Origin of the sequence: Mesorhizobium sp. C372A (genome assembly GCF_030323245.1) — a bacterium.
In the GTDB taxonomy this organism is placed as follows: domain Bacteria; phylum Pseudomonadota; class Alphaproteobacteria; order Rhizobiales; family Rhizobiaceae; genus Mesorhizobium.
The window spans coordinates 5,797,943-5,815,865 of sequence record NZ_CP100475.1 but is presented as its reverse complement, the minus strand read 5'-3'; the positions used below and the strand labels follow the sequence as shown (position 1 = coordinate 5,815,865).

Sequence of the window (17,923 nt, the reverse complement as noted above, 5' to 3'; positions counted from 1 at the left end):
CGAGGCGCCTAGATATTTCAAAAAATTGAATTTCGAGGCAAAAGTGACTATTTATATCGTAAGTTCGATTTCACAATTCAGGCACGAAGGAGATTTAGGCGATGGCCGAAGGCAATCAGAGCATCATGGAAAAAGCTGAAGCCCGCTTCATGGACAAGCAGAAGAAGACGGCCGAGCGCAACAAGGCAACCTCCGACTACATGTCCGAAGCGAGGGCCAGGGAGATCAAGACAGCAAGGCTCAGGGAATTGCGCCTGGCCAAGGAAGAGGCCGACCGCGTCGCGGAAGCCTTGAACCCGACACCGAAGAAGAAGCGGGCGACAGTCAAGAAAGCCGCCGCCGCGCCGAAGGGGGGCACGTCATGAGCCTGACATTCCCCAATCCAAGTCGCTTCTATGACGAGGCCGGCAAGCGCATCCGCTTTGTCGGCCACGACGGCATGTTCCAGATTTCCTTCTCTGTCGCAGCCGATGCCCTCTCGAAGGCGCCATCAGGGACGGCGACCGCGGAAGCCACCTATCTGGCGGCTTTCGACACCGCGTCCAGCTCCATCCATGACATTGCCAGCAAGGCCTACGCCCGCACCCGCAAGAGCATATATGTGCTCACAGCCGCGGATTTCGGTTAGCGCGCGTTCGTCTTGCAATCAGAGCGGCTGAGATCAGCGTGCGTCAGGACTTGCGGTCGGCTTTTGCCCGCCGCTTGACGTCCCGGCTGTTCAGGCGGTCGGCCATCGCTTCCGCATCGCGTAAATTCATGGCCACCATCACCTGTTGCTTAAGCTCGACAGGCTGGCCGGTGAAGATGTCGAAGATAGTCCAGCTCTCGGGCTCGTCCATGCGCAACGCGTAGCGGTTTGTCATATCGGCATCAGGCCTTTGACATGAAAAATGCCGCCGCCAGGATCAGGATTGTCCAGGCCACCACCGACAGCTTCAAGGCCAGGCCGCCATGCATTGAAAGTATCTCGCGCATGCGCAGGGCCACGGTCCTCTTCGACAGGGCGGGTGCTGCCGCAATCGCGACCGGGGGCTTGACGCCGAGCTTTCCAAAAGCCGGCAGCAGCGGTGGCGTTCGCATGAAATGACCTCGAATTGCCGGAGAAAACAGGGCTCCTCATAACACCCTTCTTGAAACTCCCCGCATGCCAAATAGAACCCGGTCCGTGAAAGGGCCATGCCGCCCGATTCGCCGCCTTCCATCAGGCGGATCGTCATCTGGCGAAATCCGTGCAACGCGGTTAGGTTGCGCGCGAAACTGAGGTTGTTCAAAGCGTGACAGGCGAACGGAGACGACGATGACGGCGCCCGGCGATTTGCTGCAAGCCTTGTTCATGAGATTGAAGAGCGATGCCTCGCTGACGGCGCTGCTCGGCGGCGCCGGGTTGCGCGAGCAGGCGGCCGACAGTGCCGCCTTCCCTTATGTGACCTATGGCAGGACCAGCGCATTCGATCTGGACACCGGCGCCGACAATGATGACGACCAGCTCATCACGCTGCATGTCTGGTCGAAGGCGCAAGGCGAGGCCGAGACGCGTCTGATCATGGACAGCATCCGGGCGCGCCTTGACGGCGCCGCTTTCGCCACCGGCTCGCGCGACCAGACCCGCCTGTCCTTGGAGTTCGCCGAGGCCCGCTACGACGAGGACCTGGCGCTCTACCACGGGGTGCTGCGGATACGCGCCCTCACCGAGCAAAGTGATTGAAGCAACCTAGATTTGCGCCTGGATCTCGGCCTTGTCGATGACTGACCACACCTCGCGGATGCGACCCTCTCCGAATTCGTAGAAAACATTCTCAGCGAACGACACGCGCTTGCCGTTCACCGGCAGGCCGAACAGCACGCCCTTGGGATGACAGTCGAAATGCAGGCGCGCCGCCACGCGCGGCGGCTGGCAGACCAGCAGTTCGATGTTGAAGCGGAGGTCGGGAATCGCCTCGAAATCGCCTTCGAGCATACGGCGATAACCCGACAGGCCGAGCATTTCGCCATTGTGCTGCACCTCGTCGCCGACAAAGTCTCCAAGTTTCGCCCAGTCCTGGGCATTCAGGCAAGCGATATAGCCCCGGTAAAGGTCGGCAAGGTCTTTATCCGTCATGGCGCACTCCGATGATTTGGCGTTTCCCGCGCTATTTAGGGCGGCCCTTCAGAATGGTCTCGCCTTGACCTGTTCCCAATCTGGCTGCGAATTGAGAACCTGCGCGCAAACACCATAGCCGCGCAGCCGGTTTTCCGGTTATGAATCCATTGCCCGGTCTGAGGGACTGGGCGGTAGGATCGCATTCATTCGTTGCGCGCGCAGGGGGTATTGCGGGGATGGATTTTCACCCGTTCACCGTTCATTTCACGTTCAGCACAGTTGCGTTACAACGCCGACCATGAAAACGCTTCGCTCTCATGTCAGAACCGCGATACTGGCGCTCACAGCGGCCGGCCTGTTGGCGTCGCAAGCGACGCCGGCAGCCGCGGCGGATTGCTACGCGATCGGCCAGCAGGTTGCTGAGCAGAATGGCGGCACGCTGGCCAAGGCTTCGCAGACGACGCGTGGCGGCCAGGAGGTCTGCGTCATCGTCGTGCTTGTGCCGGGCAAGGACGGCCAGCGTCCGCGCCGCTCCGAGATCGTCGTCCCGGCGAACTGATCCAATCTTCCCCCTTGCAGGGCTCGTTTCCCAGACCACCGGAATCGGCCTATATCTGACACATCAACAGGCCTGACCGATCATGCGCGTACTCGTCGTCGAAGATGACAAGGATCTCAACCGGCAGCTGGCCGACGCGCTGGTCGATGCCGGCTATGTCGTCGACCGCTCCTATGACGGCGAGGAGGGGCATTTCCTCGGCGACACCGAGCCCTACGATGCCGTCGTGCTCGACATAGGCCTGCCGCAGATGGACGGCATCAGCGTCGTCGAACGCTGGCGCCGCAACGGCCGCAAGATGCCGGTGCTGATCCTGACAGCGCGCGACCGCTGGAGCGACAAGGTGTCGGGCATCGATGCCGGCGCCGACGACTATGTCACCAAGCCGTTCCACATCGAGGAGGTGCTGGCCAGGGTAAGGGCGCTGATCCGCCGTGCCGCCGGCCATGCCTCGTCCGAGCTCACCTGCGGGCCGCTGCGCCTCGATACCAAGGCCTCGAAGGCCGATGTCAACGGCGTGCCGCTGAAGCTGACCTCGCATGAGTTCCGCCTGCTGGCGTATCTGATGCACCATATGGGCGAGGTGGTGTCGCGCACCGAGCTGGTCGAGCATCTCTACGACCAGGATTTTGACCGCGATTCCAACACCATCGAGGTCTTTGTCGGCCGGCTGCGCAAGAAGATGGGCATCGACATGATCGAAACCGTGCGCGGCATGGGCTATCGCATGCGTGAGCCGGAGGCGTAAGGCGGAACCGCTCCCCATACCAGCAAGGAAGCCTTTTTCGGCGCGGCTCTGGCCGCGCTCGCTGGCCTTCCGCGTCATCGGCTTTTCCACGATCTGGGCGATCCTCACCCTGATCGTCATCTTCACTCTGATCACCACGCTCTACCGCCAGGCCAGCGAGCGCGGCTTCGACAGCCTGCTGTCGGCGCATCTGTTCAATCTGATCGGCTCGGTCGGCGTTTCCGAATCCGGCCAGCTCACCGGTGCTCCCGACCTTGGCGACCTGCGCTTCTCGGAGCCGAATTCGGGCTGGTACTGGTCGGTGGAGCCGGCTTCCGAAGGTGTGCACGGCAACCTTCATTCGTCCTCGATGACCACGACGATCCCGTCGCCGACCGTCGCCGAGGTGCCGTTCAATTCGAGCTTCCAGCGCAGCTACTCCACCGACGGTATCGGCGACGAGCAGCTCGAAGTGTTCGAGAGCGAATTCGTGCTCGACGCCAAGAACCGCGCCGCGCGCTTCCGCGTGATGGGCAACAAGACCGAGCTCGAACAGGAGATCGCCACCTTCCAGGGCCGATTGCTGACCTATCTCAGCCTGTTCGGCGTCGGCATGATCGCCATCAATGCGATCGCTATCCTGCTCGGCCTCCAGCCCTTGCGCCGGGTTCGCAACGCGCTTGCCCAGGTGCGCGAAGGCACGGCGCAGCGGCTCGATGGCCGGTTTCCCGCCGAGATCGAGCCGCTCGCCAACGAAACCAATGCGCTGATCGAAAACAACAAGCGCATCGTCGAGCGCTCGCGTACGCAGGTCGGCAACCTTGCCCATTCGCTGAAGACGCCGCTCGCCGTGCTGATCAATGAGGGCCGGGCTCTCGGCGGCGCCAAGGGCCAGCTCATCGCCGACCAGGCGGCGTCGATGCAGAAACAGGTCGACCACTACCTGCAGCGGGCACGGGTCGCGGCGCAGCGCGACAGCGTCGTCTACCGCACGCCGGTGACGCCGCTGGTGCAGCGCATGGTGCGCGTGCTGCAAAAACTCAAGCCTGATGTCAGCCTGTCGCTTACGCTGCCGGCGGCCGACATCGTCTTTGCTGGCGAGCGCGAGGATTTGGAGGAACTGGTCGGCAACCTCCTCGACAATGCGATGAAATGGGCAAGGAGCACTGTTGCCGTATCCGTCACGCCGGCCGCAGCCGGCCTGTTCGAGCTATCGATCGAGGATGACGGTCCCGGCATCCCCGAGGACAAGGCCCGCGATGTCTTGAAACGCGGCCGGCGCCTCGACGAGACAAAGCCGGGAACCGGGCTCGGACTTGCCATCGTTGCCGACCTCGTCAACGAGTATGGCGGGGCGCTGGCGCTGGAACGCTCCACGATGGGCGGGCTGAAGGCGGTTGTGCGCTTGCGGAGCTTGCAATGATGTACTGCCCAGGGCCAATCGACACGGCCGAATGCCTGTGTTATGGCGGCCCCTCGATTGCGCAAAAGCCGTTAAGAACGGCCAAATTTCCGACAAATATCAATAGTATGACGTCCTGACGCCCCCGATGACGCGGCCCCCAGCGCATCCCGTTCAAGAAAACCGGTTGTTGGCATGAAGATTCGCGTTGCGCTCGTTTCCGCACTGCTCGCTCTTTCCGGCTGCGGAACGCTGGGCAAGGGCAGTGGCCCGGATATCTCCATCACCAACCCGCCCGCGTCGCCTCCTTCAGGGGCCAAAGTCGCGACGACGATCATCTCGGCCATGGCCGGCGGGCTCGTCGGCGGATCGATCGGCAGCGGCCTGAACAGCACCGAGAAGCGCAAGGCGCTCGAGGCGGAATACAAGGCGCTCGAATATACGGCGAGCGGCCAGAAGGTGACGTGGAAGAGCGACAGTTCGGCTCATTCCGGCGAAGTCGTCGCGGCCCAGCCCTACCGCGTCGGCTCGCAGGATTGCCGCCAGTACACCCATACGGTGTTTACCGGCACGGCCGGCCAGACCGCGCGGGGCACCGCATGCCGCAACGCCGACGGCAGCTGGACGCCGCTGACCTGAACATTGGGCCGGGGCCGGAATCCCGTCAAAGCGTCGCAGCACCCTCATGTTGTGAGAGCAGGGCTCTCGCTCTATTGGAAGAACCATGCTGTTCTGGGTCATAGCCGCACTCCTCACGCTGGGCGCAAGCCTGGCGGTGCTGCTGCCGCTGACCAGCGGCGGCAAGGGCGCTCCGACCAGCAGCGACCATGATCTCGAAGTCTATCGCGACCAATTGGCCGAGCTTGAGCGTGACGCCGCGCGCGGCCTGATTCAGCCGGCCGAAGCCGAGGAGGCGCGCACTGAGATCGCCCGCCGCATCCTTCGCCTGGGAGATGTTGGTCAAGCCAATGTCGGTCAAGCCGATGCACCTGGCGCGCGGCAGCCGTCGAGGGCGGCCAGGTTGATGGCAACATCAGCGGTGCTGGTGGTCCCGCTGCTCAGCTGGGGCCTGTACAGCCAGCTCGGCTCGCCGGATCTGCCGTCGCAGCCGCTCGCCGAACGGCTGGCCAAGAATCCGGCCGATAGTTCGGTCGACGAGTTGGTGGCGCGCGCCGAGGCCCATCTTGCCGCCAACCCTGGCGATGGACGCGGCTGGGACGTGCTCGCCCCGATCTATCTGCGCCTGCAGCGCTTTCCCGATGCCGTGACCGCCTATCGCAATGCCATCCGCCTCGATGGCGACACGGCCGCCCGCGAGGCCGGCCTCGGCGAAGCGATTGCCAATGCGGCCGGCGGCATCGTTTCGGCCGATGCGCAATCCGCTTTCGAACAGGCGCTAAAACTCGACCCGGCAAACGCGAAAGCCTCGTTCTATTTGGCGATGGCGCTGGCCCAGGAAGGCCGCATACCCGAGGCAACCGCGGCGTGGCAGAAAATGCTCGATTCCCTGCCGCAGGATTCACCATGGCGCGGAGCTGTCCAACAGGCGTTAGCCGAGGCTGCCAACCGCAGCGTCGCCTCAGGAGAGCCGGCGAAAGGCCCCGATGCCGCGGCCGTCGACGCCGCCTCGTCGATGGCGCCGCAGGACAGGCAGGCCATGATCGAAACCATGGTCGCCGGCCTCGACGAAAAATTGCGGCAAAAACCGCGCGACACGGAAGGATGGATGCGGCTCATTCGTTCCTATGTTGTGCTGGGCAAGGCCGACCAGGCGCGCGACGCGCTGCATCGCGGTATCGCCGTGTTTGGCGCCGACAGTGAGGAAGCGAAGAAATTCACCGCCTTTGCCGCCTCGCTCGGCCTGACGGCGACGGAGTAGGACATGACGCGCAAGCAGAAGCGATTGTCGGTGATTGTCGGAGGTCTTGCCTTCCTCGGCGCCGCCACCGGGCTGACCTTCTATGCGTTGGGCCAGAAGGCCTCCTATTTCTATATGCCCGCCGATCTGACCACCGCCAGCTTGCAGCCGGGACAGCGCATCAGGCTCGGCGGCCTCGTCGAAAAGGGCACAGTCGTGCGCGGGCAGGGCGCGACGGTTGCGTTCTCGGTCACCGACGCGCACAAATCGGTCAAGGTCAGCTATACCGGCATCCTGCCCGATCTGTTCCGCGAGGAGCAGGGCGTCATCACCGAAGGCAGCTTTGGCGCCGACGGCGTTTTCGTCGCCGACAGCGTGCTGGCCAAGCATGACGAGCGCTACATGCCCAAGGAAGTCGCTGACGGGCTGAAGGCCAAGGGCGTGTGGCAAGAGAGCAAGAGCCAGTAATGGTTGAGACCGGACACTTCGCGCTCGTCCTCGCCTTTGTGCTGTCGCTGGTGCAGACGCTGGTGCCGCTGATCGGCGCCCGTACCGGCAACCAGAGGCTGATGGCTGTCGGCGGTCCCGTCACGGTCACAGGCTTCGCGCTCACGGCGCTATCGTTCGCAGCACTCGCCGGCGCCTATGCAAGTTCCGATTTCTCGGTGGCGAGCGTGTGGGAAAACTCGCATTCGCTGCAGCCGCTGATCTACAAGATCACCGGAACCTGGGGCAATCACGAAGGCTCGATGCTGCTCTGGGTGCTGATCCTGACCTTCTTCGGTGCGCTGGTCGCTGTCTTCGGCTCCAACCTTCCGGCGACGCTGCGCGCCAATGTGCTGGCCGTGCAGGGGGCTATCGGCGCCACCTTCTTCCTGTTCATCCTGGCGACATCCAATCCGTTCACCCGGCTCAATCCGGCGCCGATCGAGGGCCGCGATCTCAACCCGGTCCTGCAGGATCTTGGCCTCGCCATCCATCCGCCGCTGCTCTATCTCGGCTATGTCGGGTTCTCTATCTGCTTTTCCTTCTCGGTCGCCGCCCTCATCGAAGGCCGCATCGATGCCTCCTGGGCGCGCTGGGTGCGGCCGTGGACGCTGGTCGCCTGGATGTTCCTCACCGGCGGCATCGCGATGGGCTCCTACTGGGCCTACTACGAGCTCGGCTGGGGCGGCTTCTGGTTCTGGGATCCGGTCGAAAACGCCTCCTTCATGCCGTGGCTGGCCGGCACGGCTCTTCTGCATTCGGCGATCGTCATGGAGAAGCGCTCGGCGCTCAAGATCTGGACGCTGCTGCTTGCCATCCTCACCTTCTCGCTGTCGCTGCTCGGCACCTTCCTGGTGCGCTCCGGCGTGCTGACCTCGGTGCATGCTTTCGCCACCGATCCGACCCGCGGCATCTTCATCCTGTGCATTTTGACGCTGTTCATCGGCGGCTCGCTGGCCCTGTTTGCGCTGCGCGCCTCGCGGCTGACGGCCGGCGGCCTGTTCCACCCGATCTCGCGCGAAGGCGCACTCGTCCTCAACAATCTGTTCCTGACCACGGCCACGGCCACCGTGCTGGTCGGCACGCTCTATCCGCTGGCGGTCGAAGCGCTTTCGGCCGGCAAGATCTCGGTCGGCGCCCCCTTCTTCAACCTGACATTCGGCCCGCTGATGGTGCCGCTGCTGGTCGTGGTTCCTTTCGGACCATTGCTCGCCTGGAAGCGCGGTGACCTCTATGCCGTCGCCCAGCGCCTGATGGCGGCTTTCGGCGCCGCTCTCCTGGCGATGCTGGTCACCGGGCTGTTCATCGACGGCGCGTCGGTGTTCGCCGCCCTTGGTGTCGGCCTCGCCTGCTGGCTGGTCTCCGGCGCGCTCACCGACCTCGCCGTCAAGTCCGGCTTTGGCAATGTGTCGCCCGCCATCATGCTGCGCCGTTTCGCCGGCCTGCCGCGTTCGGTGTTCGGCACTGCACTTGCCCATCTCGGCCTCGGGCTGACGACGCTCGGCATTGTCGGCACGCTATGCTTCGGCACCGAAAGGATACTGTCGATGCATGCCGGCGAGAGCGTCGAACTCTCCGGCCACACGCTGCGTTTCGACGGCCTCTTCCCGGCGCAGGGTCCGAACTACAGCGAGCAGCGCGGCCGCTTTTCCCTGATCGGCGCCGATGGCGGCGTTTCAGCCGAAATCACCTCGGCCAAGCGCTTCTTTCCGGTGCGGCAGACGATGACGACCGAATCCGGCATCGAGACGATCGGCTTCAGCCAGCTCTATCTGTCGCTGGGCGATGAAGGCACCGATGGATCCGTCGTGGTGCGCCTGTGGTGGAAGCCGCTGGTGACGCTGATCTGGGGCGGAGCTCTGGTGATGATGGCGGGAGCCGCAATGTCGCTGCTCGACCGTCGCCTGCGGGTTGGCGCACCCTCGCGCCGCCGCAAGCAGGCAGCCTCCATGCCGTCGGCAGGCGCGCCGTGAGCACCAGGTTCTCGTTGGCCTCGCTCACCCTGCTTCTGGCGCTGCTGTTTGCCGGCGCGGCGCAAGCGGTGAAACCGGACGAGGTTCTCACCGATCCGGCGCTCGAGGCGAGGGCGCGGCTACTGTCGGAAGGCCTGCGGTGCATGGTCTGCCAGAACCAGTCCATCGACGAATCCGATGCAGACCTCGCCCGCGACCTGCGCATCCTGGTGCGCCAGCGCCTGGTTGCCGGCGATACCGACCAGCAGGTGATGGACTATATCGTGTCGCGCTACGGCGAGTTCGTGCTGTTGAAGCCGCGCTTCAGCCCGCGCAACGCCTTGCTTTGGGGCACGCCGGTGCTTCTGCTTCTAGTCGGCGGCATTTTCATTGTGCTGACCACACGCTCCCGCCGCTCGTTGGCAACCAAGGCGCTGAGCGCCGAGGAACAGGCGGCGCTGGACAAGATGCTGAGCGACTAGCTCGGCCATTCCTCCAAAGGCCAGTCCCGCGACGTGTGGATGGCGCGCAGGATAACAATGCTTTGACGGCCGGCGATCAGGCGCAATTCATAGGCAATGATGTAGGGCAGGCGGCCGATGGGCTTCTCATAAGTGCCTGTTACCCGGCCAGGTCGGCCCGTCGCCATATCACCAAGGCCCCGGCCCATTTCACGGATACGGTCCGCGAGGCGTCGGGCGGCGGCAGGATTGTCCTGAGCGATAAAGGCAACTTGCTGCGTGAGATCGTCCAGCGCTTCTCGCGACCAGGTGACGAACAGCTTCACGCCTTGCCTGCGCGCCTGGCTTTCGCTGCTTCGATCACCGCGTCGAGCTCCGCCATGGCGTCGTCGTGGGGCACGACACGGCCAGCCTCTGCGTCGGCCATGCCACGTTTTATGCCTTCGATGATATCCAGCTCGCGATCGACATAGGCTGAGACCGCCTCGGCGGCGAGGAACGATTTACTACGCCTGGTATCGGTAGCGATCTGCTCCAGCTTCAGCTTGGTCTCGGACGAGACTCGAATGGTCATGGTGGTGCTTGCTGTCATTGTGAAAGCCTTGTGCTGAGTTGTGTACACCATAGGGCAGCAGGCGAGCGCAACCAAGCGATTTGTGCGACCGCCCAACATTACAAAACTTTCATGCACCGGAAATGGCGCCGTAATGTGCGCCTCTCTATTTCTCTTGTCCGAGGATGCTCTGCCTGAGCCGCATCCAGTGAAAAGAGGATACGAGACCCATGACTATCGCCCCCAACCCATATTCCCGCACCCGCAAGCGCCTGTTGGCCGCCGCCGCTTCGCTGGCCATTGCCGGCGGCATCGGTTTCGGCGCCGTTGCCACTGGTACAGCTCCCGTTCTGGCCGACGCCGTGCGGGTCGAAGCGCCCCAGGTGCCGGGCTTTGCCGACGTCGTTGAGCGCGTTTCGCCGGCCGTGGTCAGCGTCAAGGTCAAGGCCAAGATCGAGCCTGCCGCTGATGACGGCTCCGACCAGTCCGACGATCCGGACGGCATGAACAACCTGCCCGACAATCCGCAGCTGCGCCAGTTCTTCAAGCAATTCCGGGGCTTTGGCGATCAGAACGGCCAGGGCGGCGGCAATCGTCGCTTCAGCCACCGCGACCATAACAACGACCAGCCGCGTCCGGTAGCGCAGGGTTCGGGCTTCTTCATCTCCGATGACGGTTATCTCGTCACCAACAACCATGTCGTCGAGGAAGGCTCCGCCTTCACAGTGGTAATGAATGACGGCAAGGAGCTTGACGCCAAGCTGATCGGCACCGATCCGCGCACCGATCTGGCGGTGCTCAAGGTCGATGGCGTCGGCAAGTTCACCTATGTCGATTTCGCCGACGATTCCAAGGTTCGCGTCGGCGACTGGGTGGTGGCCGTCGGCAATCCGTTCGGCCTCGGCGGCACCGTCACCGCCGGCATCGTCTCGGCCCGTGGCCGTGATATCGGCGCCGGTCCCTACGACGACTTCATCCAGATCGACGCCTCGGTCAACCGCGGCAATTCGGGCGGCCCGACCTTCAACCTCAACGGCCAGGTCGTCGGCATCAACACCGCGATCTTCTCGCCGTCGGGCGGAAGCGTCGGCATCGCCTTCGACATTCCGGCCTCGACCGCCAAGCAGGTGGTGCAGGATCTGATGAAGAGCGGCTCGGTGCAGCGTGGCTGGCTCGGCGTCGAAATCCAGCCGGTTACATCGGACATCGCCGAATCGCTGGGCCTGAAGTCGCAGAACGGGGCTCTGGTTTCGGGCGCCCAGGACGGTGGCCCCGGCAAGAAGGCCGGCATCACCGCCGGTGACGTGATCACCCAGGTCGAAGGCAAGGACGTCGCATCGCCGAAGGAACTGGCTCGTCTGATCGGCGCCTACCCACCCGGCAAGTCGGTCGACGTCACGGTGTGGCGCGGCGGCAAGAGCCAGACCATCAAGGTCGATCTCGGCACGCTGCCATCCACCGACAAGCAGGCCTCGGCCGACCCGCAGCAGCCCGCGGCACCGGCAAAGCCCGCCGCGCTGGCCGATCTCGGCCTCACCGTCACCAAGTCGGAAAACGGCAAGGGCCTGGTGGTGACCGATGTCGATCCCGACAGCGATGCCGCCGACCGCGGCATCCAGCCCGGCGATGTCATCACCTCGGTCAATTCGACGGAGGTGAACGGCACCGAAGACGTCGCCAAGGCGATGGCCGATGCGGTCAAGTCCGGCCGCAAGGCGGTGCTGATGCAGATCACCCGCGACGATTCAAACCGCTTCGTCGCGCTGCCAGTCGCCAAAGGCTGACATCACACAGTTTCCAGTGCGGCGGTTTCAACACCCCCGAGCCGCCGCACGGGAAGCAAGGGGCCGAACGCGTTAGTCAGTCATCGTGTTCTGCCCCCGGCGGCAGCGGGCCCCATCGCCCGCTGCCGCTCTAACATCGAAGCATGTCGCCCAAAAGTGCACGACGGTTTTGGCAAAACGACATGCTTGAACGAAAGCTTTTGCGCTTATGGCCGCCCCTCAATCTTCCGGCGAAATCGCGTATAACGGCTCTATGAAGATTCTCGTCATAGAAGACGATCGCGAGGCGGCCGACTATATGCAGAAGGCCTTTGCCGAGGCTGGGCACACCGCCCATGTCGCCGGCGACGGCGAAACCGGCTTTGCGCTGGCCGATGCCGGCGACTATGACGTGATGGTCGTCGACCGCATGATGCCACGCCGCGACGGGCTCTCCGTCATTGCCGGCCTGCGCTCGCGCGGCAACACCACGCCGGTGCTGATCCTGTCGGCGCTGGGCGAAGTCGATGACCGCGTCACCGGTCTGCGCGCCGGCGGGGACGACTATCTGACCAAGCCCTATGCCTTTTCCGAATTGCTCGCCCGCGTCGAGGTGCTGAACCGCCGCGCCAGCGCCAGGGAGGCCGAAACCGTCTACCGGGTCGGCGATCTCGAGCTTGACCGGCTGTCCCATTCGGTCAAGCGCGCGGCGCGCGAGATCACGCTGCAGCCGCGCGAATTCCGCCTGCTCGAATATCTGATGCGCCATGCCGGCCAGGTGGTGACGCGCACCATGCTGCTCGAAAATGTCTGGGACTATCATTTCGATCCGCAGACCAACGTGATCGACGTTCACGTCTCGCGCCTGCGTGGCAAGATCGAGAAGGGTTTCGACAAGCCGATCCTGCATACGGTTCGCGGCGCCGGCTATATGCTGAAGAGCGGCTAGAGCATGATCCCAAAAAGTAGGTACCGGTTTTTGGAGAAGATCATGCTCCAACAAAGGGGTAGGTCATGATGAGATTTCAGCCAAATCTCATCATGAGCTAGAACTCGATGGCCCTTTCCCTGCCGGCCATCATGAGGACGACGGCGGCGCGGCTTTCAGCGCTTTATTTCCTGCTTTTCGCGCTATGTGCCGTGTTGCTGGTCTTCTACATGACGTCGTTGTCGGCCCGCATGCTGACCGGCCAGACCCAGCAGACCATCAATGACGAGGTGCTCGGCCTCGCCCGTGCCTATCAGAGCGGCGGCCTGCCGCGGCTGGTGCGCGTCGTCGAGCAGCGCTCGCGCCAGCCCGGCGCCAACCTCTATCTCATTGCCGATGTCAACGGCCAGATCCTCACCGGCAACGTGCAGAGCCTGGCACCGGGGGTGCTCGAGACCGATGGCTGGACGACCGAACCCTTCTCCTATCGCCGTTTCGGCGAAGGTGAGCTCGAACGGCAGCGCAACCAGGCTTCTGACCCGAATGGCGCGCAGCCCGGCGAGACCGAAATTCAGCCCGAGGGCGAGAAGGGCCACAACGCCATCGCGCTGGTGCTGCGGCTGCCCAACCAGATGATCATGCTGGTCGGCCGCGATCTCGGCGAGCCCGAGCGCTTCCGCGCCGTCGTCCGCCGCGCCCTGATGCTGGCGCTGGGCATGATGGGCCTGGGCGGGCTGCTGATCTGGTTCCTTGTCGGCCGCGCCGCGCTGAAGCGCATCGACAGCGTCTCGGAGGCAAGCCGCCGCATCATGGGCGGCGATCTCACGGGACGGCTGCCGGTGACCGGCGCCGGCGATGAGTTCGACCGCCTGTCGGAAAACCTCAACACCATGCTGGCCAGGATCGCGACGCTCAACGAAGGGCTGAAGCAGGTCTCCGACAACATCGCCCATGATTTGAAGACGCCGCTGACCAGACTGCGCAACCGCGCTGAGGCGACACTTTCGGGCAAGCACAAGACCACCGACTACCGGCAGGCGCTGGAAGGCACCATCGCCGAATCCGACCAGCTGATAAAAACCTTCAACGCCATCCTGATGATCTCCAGGCTGGAGGCCGGCTATTCCTCGGAGAGCACCAGCAAGGTCGATCTCGCCGCCGCGGTGCATGACGTTGTCGAGCTTTATGAGCCGGTGGCGGAGGAGGCTGGCGTGGTGCTTGAAACTGCCGCGGACGGGAATTTTTCCGTCGATGGCAACCGCGAGCTGATCGGCCAGGCACTGTCGAACATCGTCGACAACGCCATCAAATACTCGACCGATGCGACGGAAAAGCCTGCCGTGCGCGTAGCCCTGCAGCGCGTCGGTCACGAAATCCGCCTTTCCGTTTCCGACAATGGCCATGGCATCCCCGACGATGCGGACCGCGCCCGGGCGACCGAGCGCTTCGTTCGGCTGGAAAAGAGCCGCTCGCAGCCGGGATCAGGCCTTGGCCTCAGCCTCGCCAAGGCGATCATGACTTTTCACAATGGCCGGCTTGAACTTCTGCCTGCCAATCCCGGATTGTCGGTTATCATGAGCTTCCCGGCGCGGGAGGACCATTGATGGCGGTGAGGATGGCTGCGAAACGGATCGAGACCGAATGGCGCCTGCAACTGGCGGCGCAGCTCGCGCCTCTGGATGAGGCCCGCGCCCGGCGTGAACTGTCGGAGATCGCTGGCGATGCCAAGGACGAGAACCTGCCGCGGCTGGCGAAATTCCTAGAAGGCAAGGGCGCCGCACAGGAGTTTCTCGCTGCGGTCTTCGACCTCTCGCCCTTCCTCCGCGATGTCGCGCGCCGCCGGCCGCAAATCCTCGACGCGCTGTTCGATGGCAGTGTCGAGGCTCGGCTGCTCGCCATCGCCGAAGCGATCGGCCAGGCCGCCTTTTCAGAGACCGTTTGCGAATCCAGCCTGATGATGGAACTCAGGCAGTGGAAGGGTGAAGCTCACTTCCTGATCGCACTTGCAGACCTCTCCGGCGAGGCCGATGCAGCGCTGACGGTAAGGCGCCTCAGCAATCTCGCCGATGCCTGCACCTGCGCGGCGGTCGACTTCCTGCTGCGCGAGGCGCACAGCCAAGGCAAGCTCAAATTGCCCGATCCCGAAAATCCGTCACGGCAATCCGGCTGGATCGTGCTCGGCATGGGCAAGCTTGGCGCGCATGAACTGAATTTCTCCTCCGACATCGACCTGGTCGTCTTCTTCGATCCGGATGCGCCGGCAATCGTCGATCCGCTCGACGCCACAGAGCTGTTTGCGCGCCTGACCCGCAGGCTGGTCCGCATCCTGCAGGACCGCACCGGGCACGGCTATGTCTTCCGCACCGATTTGAGGCTTCGTCCCGATCCAGGCTCGACGCCGCTGGCCATCCCGGTCGAGGCAGCACTTCGCTACTATGAGGCGCGCGGCCAGAACTGGGAGCGCGCCGCCATGATCAAGGCGCGTCCCGTGGCCGGCGATCTCGATGCCGGGGACGCGTTCCTGCGGGAATTGCAGCCCTATGTCTGGCGCAAATACATGGACTATGCGGCGATCGCCGACGTTCATTCGATCAAGCGCCAGATCCATGCCCACAAGGGTCATGGCGAGATCGCGGTCAAAGGACACAACGTCAAGCTCGGCCGCGGCGGCATTCGCGAAATCGAGTTCTTCGTCCAGACCCAGCAACTGATCGCCGGCGGCCGTTTTCCGGAGCTGCGCGGCCGCGAGACGGTGCCGATGCTGGGTGCGCTGGCGGCGCGCAACTGGATCACCGCCGATGCACGCGACGCGCTCACGCAGCAATATTGGTTTCTGCGCGGCGTGGAACACGCCATCCAGATGGTCGCCGACGAGCAGACGCATATTCTGCCCGACGATGATGAAGGGCTGGAACGCATCGCCCATATGCTGGGCTTTGCCGATGCCGCCAGATTTGCCGAAACCTTTCGCGCGGCTTTGCATGAGGTCGAGCGCCATTACGCCGCGCTGTTCGAGACCGCGCCTGAATTGTCGGCCGGCGTCGGCAATCTGGTCTTCACCGGCGATGTCGACGATCCCGACACGCTGCAGACCTTGCATGGCCTTGGCTTCCAGCGGCCAAGCGACATCTGCCGCGTCATTCGGGGCTGGCATTTCGGCCGCTACCGCGCCACCCAGTCGGCGGAAGCGCGCGAGCGGCTGACCGAACTGACGCCGGCGCTGCTCAAAGCCTTCGGCCAGACGCGCCGGGCCGACGAGGCGCTGGTTCGCTTCGATGAATTCCTCGCCGGCCTGCCCGCCGGCATCCAGCTGTTTTCGCTGCTGCAGTCGAATCCCGCTCTGCTGAAGCTTATGGCGACGATCATGGGCGCCGCGCCTCGGCTGGCGGCAATCATCACAAGGCGCCCGCATGTCTTCGACGGTCTGCTCGACCCGGCGCTGCTCACCGAACTGCCCAACCGCGCCTATCTCTCAGCGCGGTTGGCCGCTTTCATCGATGGCGACAGGCCCTACGAGGATGTGCTTGACCGGCTGCGCATCTTTGCCTCCGAGCAGAAATTCCTGATCGGTGTCAGGCTGCTCGCCGGCTCGATCGACCCGGCGCGCGCCGGCCGCGCCTTTTCCGATCTCGCCGACCTCACCATCGACGCCGCATTGCAGGCGGTGACCACCGAATTCGCGCTGCGTCATGGCCGCATCGCCGGCGGCACCGTGTCGCTGCTCGGCATGGGTAAGCTCGGCAGCCGCGAATTGACGGCTGGTTCGGACGTCGACCTCATTCTGCTCTACGACCACGACGCGGATGCCGACGAGTCCGACGGCGACAAGCCGCTCGCACCATCGCACTACTATACCAGGATGACGCAGCGGCTGATCGCGGCTGTCTCGGCGCCGACCGCCGAAGGCGTTCTCTACGAGCTCGACCTGCGCTTGCGGCCATCCGGCAACAAGGGGCCGGTGGCCACCCACATCGATGCCTTCACGAAATACCAGCGCCAGGAGGCCTGGACCTGGGAGCACATGGCGCTGGCCCGGGCGCGCGCCATCGGCGGCGACGCGGCCCTTTGCGCCGAGGTCGAGGCCGAGGTGGCGGCACTTCTGGCCTTGCCGCGCGACGCCGCCAAGGTGAGGGCAGAGGCATCCGAGATGCGCGCGCTGATCGAGAAGGAAAAATCGCCGCGCGATCTCTGGGACATCAAGCTCATCTCCGGCGGCCTCATCGACCTCGAATTCATCGCGCAGGTGGCGGTTATAACCGGGCAGGTCGAAGCCGGCCGCAGGGTGACCGCGACCGGCGAAATCCTGGCGCATCTGTCGCCGGATTTCGCCGAGGCTGACGTCAGGCAGCAGCTTTGCGAAGCCTACCAACTCTATCTGGCGCTGACCCAGATGACGCGGCTTTGCCTCACCGGCGCATTCGAACGCGATGACGTTCCGCCGGGATTGTCGGATCTGCTTCTGGCGGTGACTGACCTGCCGGATTTCGGTGTGCTGGAAGCACATCTCAAGGAAACGTCGCAAAAGGTCAGAAAGGATTTCGACCTTTTGCTTCGTACGAAACGGTTGTGAGGGCGTGAAGCGCTGGCGGCTGTTTCGGATCGCATCGGGGGTGACGATGCAACAGGAGATACCCATGAGAAAGACAACCGGACTTGCCCTTGCCTTCATCGCGCTTGCCGGCGCCGTCGGCACCACCGCCTATGCCGAGAACAATGCCAGCGCCAGAATGCGCGAGGGCACCATGATGCGCCTCGACAAGGCGATGAAGGATTCCAACGGCACCATCAGCTTCGACCAGTTTTCCGACGCCATGAACGCGCGGCTGAAGAAGCTGGTCGCCGATAATGGCGGCAAGCTGACAGTCGCCCAGCTCGCTGACGCGCTGGAGAAGGCGCGGTTCGAGGAAATGGCCAAGCGCATCGTTGCCCGCTACGACAGCAAGGGCGACGGCACGCTGACCACGGACGACATCACCGGGCGCGAGAAAAAGGTGTTCGCGATGCTCGACCGCAACAATGACGGCAAGATCGAGCGCAACGAACTACCGAAGAACGGCCGCATGGGCCGCCACCACCAATGGGACGGCGGCGACGACAGCATGGAGTGAGTGGCGATATGTCTCCGGCGGCGAAAGCCGCCGGAGCCCTTACATG

Annotated in this window: 21 protein-coding genes; 16 read left to right on the top strand and 5 right to left on the bottom strand. The window is 63.9% G+C overall.

Annotated elements, in window-relative coordinates; all coding sequences use genetic code 11:
- The first annotated feature begins 101 nt into the window (after nucleotides 1–101).
- Together NLY42_RS28155 and NLY42_RS28150 are read left to right on the top strand one after the other, a co-directional pair.
- Nucleotides 102–365, top strand: coding sequence for a hypothetical protein (locus NLY42_RS28155; RefSeq protein ID WP_023670169.1), 264 nt, complete (start codon nucleotides 102–104; stop codon nucleotides 363–365).
- Nucleotides 362–628, top strand: a complete 267-nt coding sequence (locus NLY42_RS28150) for a DUF1488 family protein (protein ID WP_023670170.1) — start codon at nucleotides 362–364, stop codon at nucleotides 626–628. Before NLY42_RS28155 ends, NLY42_RS28150 begins: the two co-directional genes overlap by 4 nt.
- 43 nt (nucleotides 629–671) lie before the next feature.
- Here the strand turns inward: NLY42_RS28150 and NLY42_RS28145 are convergent, their stop codons facing one another.
- Both NLY42_RS28145 and NLY42_RS28140 read right to left on the bottom strand, forming a co-directional pair.
- Nucleotides 672–839 (bottom strand): hypothetical protein, encoded by a 168-nt coding sequence (locus NLY42_RS28145; RefSeq protein WP_245261983.1) that lies wholly within the window; start codon nucleotides 837–839, stop codon nucleotides 672–674.
- A gap of 31 nt (nucleotides 840–870) precedes the next feature.
- Entirely contained in the window at nucleotides 871–1,080 is a 210-nt protein-coding gene (locus tag NLY42_RS28140; protein WP_023727640.1) for a hypothetical protein, read from the bottom strand.
- A 217-nt stretch (nucleotides 1,081–1,297) separates the two neighbouring features.
- Between NLY42_RS28140 and NLY42_RS28135 the strand changes: the two genes are divergently transcribed.
- On the top strand, nucleotides 1,298–1,705 hold the full coding sequence (locus NLY42_RS28135) for a DUF3168 domain-containing protein (RefSeq protein WP_023670173.1): 408 nt from the start codon (nucleotides 1,298–1,300) through the stop codon (nucleotides 1,703–1,705).
- A gap of 6 nt (nucleotides 1,706–1,711) precedes the next feature.
- Here the strand turns inward: NLY42_RS28135 and NLY42_RS28130 are convergent, their stop codons facing one another.
- Entirely contained in the window at nucleotides 1,712–2,098 is a 387-nt protein-coding gene (locus tag NLY42_RS28130) for an ester cyclase (protein ID WP_023684533.1), read from the bottom strand.
- A 280-nt stretch (nucleotides 2,099–2,378) separates the two neighbouring features.
- Between NLY42_RS28130 and NLY42_RS28125 the strand changes: the two genes are divergently transcribed.
- From NLY42_RS28125 to NLY42_RS28090, 8 genes are all read left to right on the top strand, one after another.
- The gene (locus tag NLY42_RS28125) at nucleotides 2,379–2,639 is read left to right on the top strand and encodes a hypothetical protein (RefSeq protein WP_023670174.1); all 261 of its coding nucleotides are present in this window, start codon (nucleotides 2,379–2,381) and stop codon (nucleotides 2,637–2,639) included.
- Between the two features lie 82 nt (nucleotides 2,640–2,721).
- Nucleotides 2,722–3,387 (top strand): response regulator transcription factor, encoded by a 666-nt coding sequence (locus NLY42_RS28120; protein WP_023670175.1) that lies wholly within the window; start codon nucleotides 2,722–2,724, stop codon nucleotides 3,385–3,387.
- Nucleotides 3,371–4,789 carry an ATP-binding protein gene (locus NLY42_RS28115; RefSeq protein ID WP_023754803.1) on the top strand — a complete coding sequence of 473 codons (1,419 nt, stop codon included), beginning with the start codon at nucleotides 3,371–3,373 and terminating at the stop codon, nucleotides 4,787–4,789. Before NLY42_RS28120 ends, NLY42_RS28115 begins: the two co-directional genes overlap by 17 nt.
- 174 nt (nucleotides 4,790–4,963) lie before the next feature.
- A complete protein-coding gene (locus tag NLY42_RS28110; protein ID WP_023687241.1) occupies nucleotides 4,964–5,407 on the top strand; it encodes an RT0821/Lpp0805 family surface protein in 444 nt (147 codons plus the stop codon).
- An 85-nt stretch (nucleotides 5,408–5,492) separates the two neighbouring features.
- Nucleotides 5,493–6,647 carry a c-type cytochrome biogenesis protein CcmI gene (ccmI, locus tag NLY42_RS28105; RefSeq protein WP_023754802.1) on the top strand — a complete coding sequence of 385 codons (1,155 nt, stop codon included), beginning with the start codon at nucleotides 5,493–5,495 and terminating at the stop codon, nucleotides 6,645–6,647.
- Nucleotides 6,648–6,650: 3 nt separating this feature from the next.
- Nucleotides 6,651–7,094 carry a cytochrome c maturation protein CcmE gene (ccmE, locus tag NLY42_RS28100; RefSeq protein WP_023705431.1) on the top strand — a complete coding sequence of 148 codons (444 nt, stop codon included), beginning with the start codon at nucleotides 6,651–6,653 and terminating at the stop codon, nucleotides 7,092–7,094.
- The gene (locus tag NLY42_RS28095; RefSeq protein WP_023754801.1) at nucleotides 7,094–9,085 is read left to right on the top strand and encodes a heme lyase CcmF/NrfE family subunit; all 1,992 of its coding nucleotides are present in this window, start codon (nucleotides 7,094–7,096) and stop codon (nucleotides 9,083–9,085) included. The genes ccmE and NLY42_RS28095 overlap by 1 nt, the downstream gene beginning before the upstream one ends.
- Nucleotides 9,082–9,546: a cytochrome c-type biogenesis protein gene (locus NLY42_RS28090; RefSeq protein ID WP_023670181.1), complete on the top strand. Its 465-nt coding sequence runs from the start codon at nucleotides 9,082–9,084 to the stop codon at nucleotides 9,544–9,546. The genes NLY42_RS28095 and NLY42_RS28090 overlap by 4 nt, the downstream gene beginning before the upstream one ends.
- On the opposite strand, the gene NLY42_RS28085 is transcribed toward NLY42_RS28090, so the two are convergent.
- A complete protein-coding gene (locus tag NLY42_RS28085) occupies nucleotides 9,543–9,851 on the bottom strand; it encodes a type II toxin-antitoxin system RelE/ParE family toxin (RefSeq protein ID WP_023742647.1) in 309 nt (102 codons plus the stop codon). The two genes, NLY42_RS28090 and NLY42_RS28085, sit on opposite strands and share 4 nt — an antisense overlap.
- Nucleotides 9,848–10,117, bottom strand: coding sequence for a CopG family ribbon-helix-helix protein (locus tag NLY42_RS28080; RefSeq protein WP_023684527.1), 270 nt, complete (start codon nucleotides 10,115–10,117; stop codon nucleotides 9,848–9,850). The genes NLY42_RS28085 and NLY42_RS28080 overlap by 4 nt, the downstream gene beginning before the upstream one ends.
- A 191-nt stretch (nucleotides 10,118–10,308) precedes the next feature.
- Here NLY42_RS28080 and NLY42_RS28075 point away from each other — a divergent pair, with 191 nt between their 5' ends.
- The 5 genes from NLY42_RS28075 (at nucleotide 10,309) to NLY42_RS28055 (ending at nucleotide 17,877) form a co-directional block, all read left to right on the top strand.
- Nucleotides 10,309–11,862: a Do family serine endopeptidase gene (locus NLY42_RS28075; protein WP_023754800.1), complete on the top strand. Its 1,554-nt coding sequence runs from the start codon at nucleotides 10,309–10,311 to the stop codon at nucleotides 11,860–11,862.
- Between the two features lie 253 nt (nucleotides 11,863–12,115).
- Nucleotides 12,116–12,790 (top strand): response regulator transcription factor, encoded by a 675-nt coding sequence (locus NLY42_RS28070; RefSeq protein ID WP_023670185.1) that lies wholly within the window; start codon nucleotides 12,116–12,118, stop codon nucleotides 12,788–12,790.
- Between the two features lie 107 nt (nucleotides 12,791–12,897).
- Nucleotides 12,898–14,373 carry a sensor histidine kinase gene (locus NLY42_RS28065; protein ID WP_023742645.1) on the top strand — a complete coding sequence of 492 codons (1,476 nt, stop codon included), beginning with the start codon at nucleotides 12,898–12,900 and terminating at the stop codon, nucleotides 14,371–14,373.
- An 11-nt stretch (nucleotides 14,374–14,384) separates the two neighbouring features.
- The gene (locus NLY42_RS28060) at nucleotides 14,385–17,339 is read left to right on the top strand and encodes a bifunctional [glutamine synthetase] adenylyltransferase/[glutamine synthetase]-adenylyl-L-tyrosine phosphorylase (protein WP_023754799.1); all 2,955 of its coding nucleotides are present in this window, start codon (nucleotides 14,385–14,387) and stop codon (nucleotides 17,337–17,339) included.
- Between the two features lie 64 nt (nucleotides 17,340–17,403).
- Entirely contained in the window at nucleotides 17,404–17,877 is a 474-nt protein-coding gene (locus tag NLY42_RS28055; protein WP_023754798.1) for an EF-hand domain-containing protein, read from the top strand.
- The last annotated feature ends 46 nt before the right edge of the window (nucleotides 17,878–17,923 follow it).

Bases quoted from the DNA above. Each gene is read 5' to 3' on its own strand.
- NLY42_RS28080 (WP_023684527.1), bottom strand. From the start codon at position 10,117: ATGACAGCAAGCACCACCATGACCATTCGAGTCTCGTCCGAGACCAAG.
- NLY42_RS28095 (WP_023754801.1), top strand. From the start codon at position 7,094: ATGGTTGAGACCGGACACTTCGCGCTCGTCCTCGCCTTTGTGCTGTCG.
- NLY42_RS28130 (WP_023684533.1), bottom strand. From the start codon at position 2,098: ATGACGGATAAAGACCTTGCCGACCTTTACCGGGGCTATATCGCTTGC.
- ccmE (WP_023705431.1), top strand. From the start codon at position 6,651: ATGACGCGCAAGCAGAAGCGATTGTCGGTGATTGTCGGAGGTCTTGCC.
- NLY42_RS28140 (WP_023727640.1), bottom strand. From the start codon at position 1,080: ATGCGAACGCCACCGCTGCTGCCGGCTTTTGGAAAGCTCGGCGTCAAG.
- NLY42_RS28065 (WP_023742645.1), top strand. From the start codon at position 12,898: ATGGCCCTTTCCCTGCCGGCCATCATGAGGACGACGGCGGCGCGGCTT.
- NLY42_RS28125 (WP_023670174.1), top strand. From the start codon at position 2,379: ATGAAAACGCTTCGCTCTCATGTCAGAACCGCGATACTGGCGCTCACA.
- NLY42_RS28060 (WP_023754799.1), top strand. From the start codon at position 14,385: ATGGCTGCGAAACGGATCGAGACCGAATGGCGCCTGCAACTGGCGGCG.
- NLY42_RS28145 (WP_245261983.1), bottom strand. From the start codon at position 839: ATGGACGAGCCCGAGAGCTGGACTATCTTCGACATCTTCACCGGCCAG.
- NLY42_RS28155 (WP_023670169.1), top strand. From the start codon at position 102: ATGGCCGAAGGCAATCAGAGCATCATGGAAAAAGCTGAAGCCCGCTTC.
- ccmI (WP_023754802.1), top strand. From the start codon at position 5,493: ATGCTGTTCTGGGTCATAGCCGCACTCCTCACGCTGGGCGCAAGCCTG.
- NLY42_RS28110 (WP_023687241.1), top strand. From the start codon at position 4,964: ATGAAGATTCGCGTTGCGCTCGTTTCCGCACTGCTCGCTCTTTCCGGC.
- NLY42_RS28070 (WP_023670185.1), top strand. From the start codon at position 12,116: ATGAAGATTCTCGTCATAGAAGACGATCGCGAGGCGGCCGACTATATG.
- NLY42_RS28135 (WP_023670173.1), top strand. From the start codon at position 1,298: ATGACGGCGCCCGGCGATTTGCTGCAAGCCTTGTTCATGAGATTGAAG.
- NLY42_RS28075 (WP_023754800.1), top strand. From the start codon at position 10,309: ATGACTATCGCCCCCAACCCATATTCCCGCACCCGCAAGCGCCTGTTG.
- NLY42_RS28150 (WP_023670170.1), top strand. From the start codon at position 362: ATGAGCCTGACATTCCCCAATCCAAGTCGCTTCTATGACGAGGCCGGC.
- NLY42_RS28120 (WP_023670175.1), top strand. From the start codon at position 2,722: ATGCGCGTACTCGTCGTCGAAGATGACAAGGATCTCAACCGGCAGCTG.
- NLY42_RS28055 (WP_023754798.1), top strand. From the start codon at position 17,404: ATGAGAAAGACAACCGGACTTGCCCTTGCCTTCATCGCGCTTGCCGGC.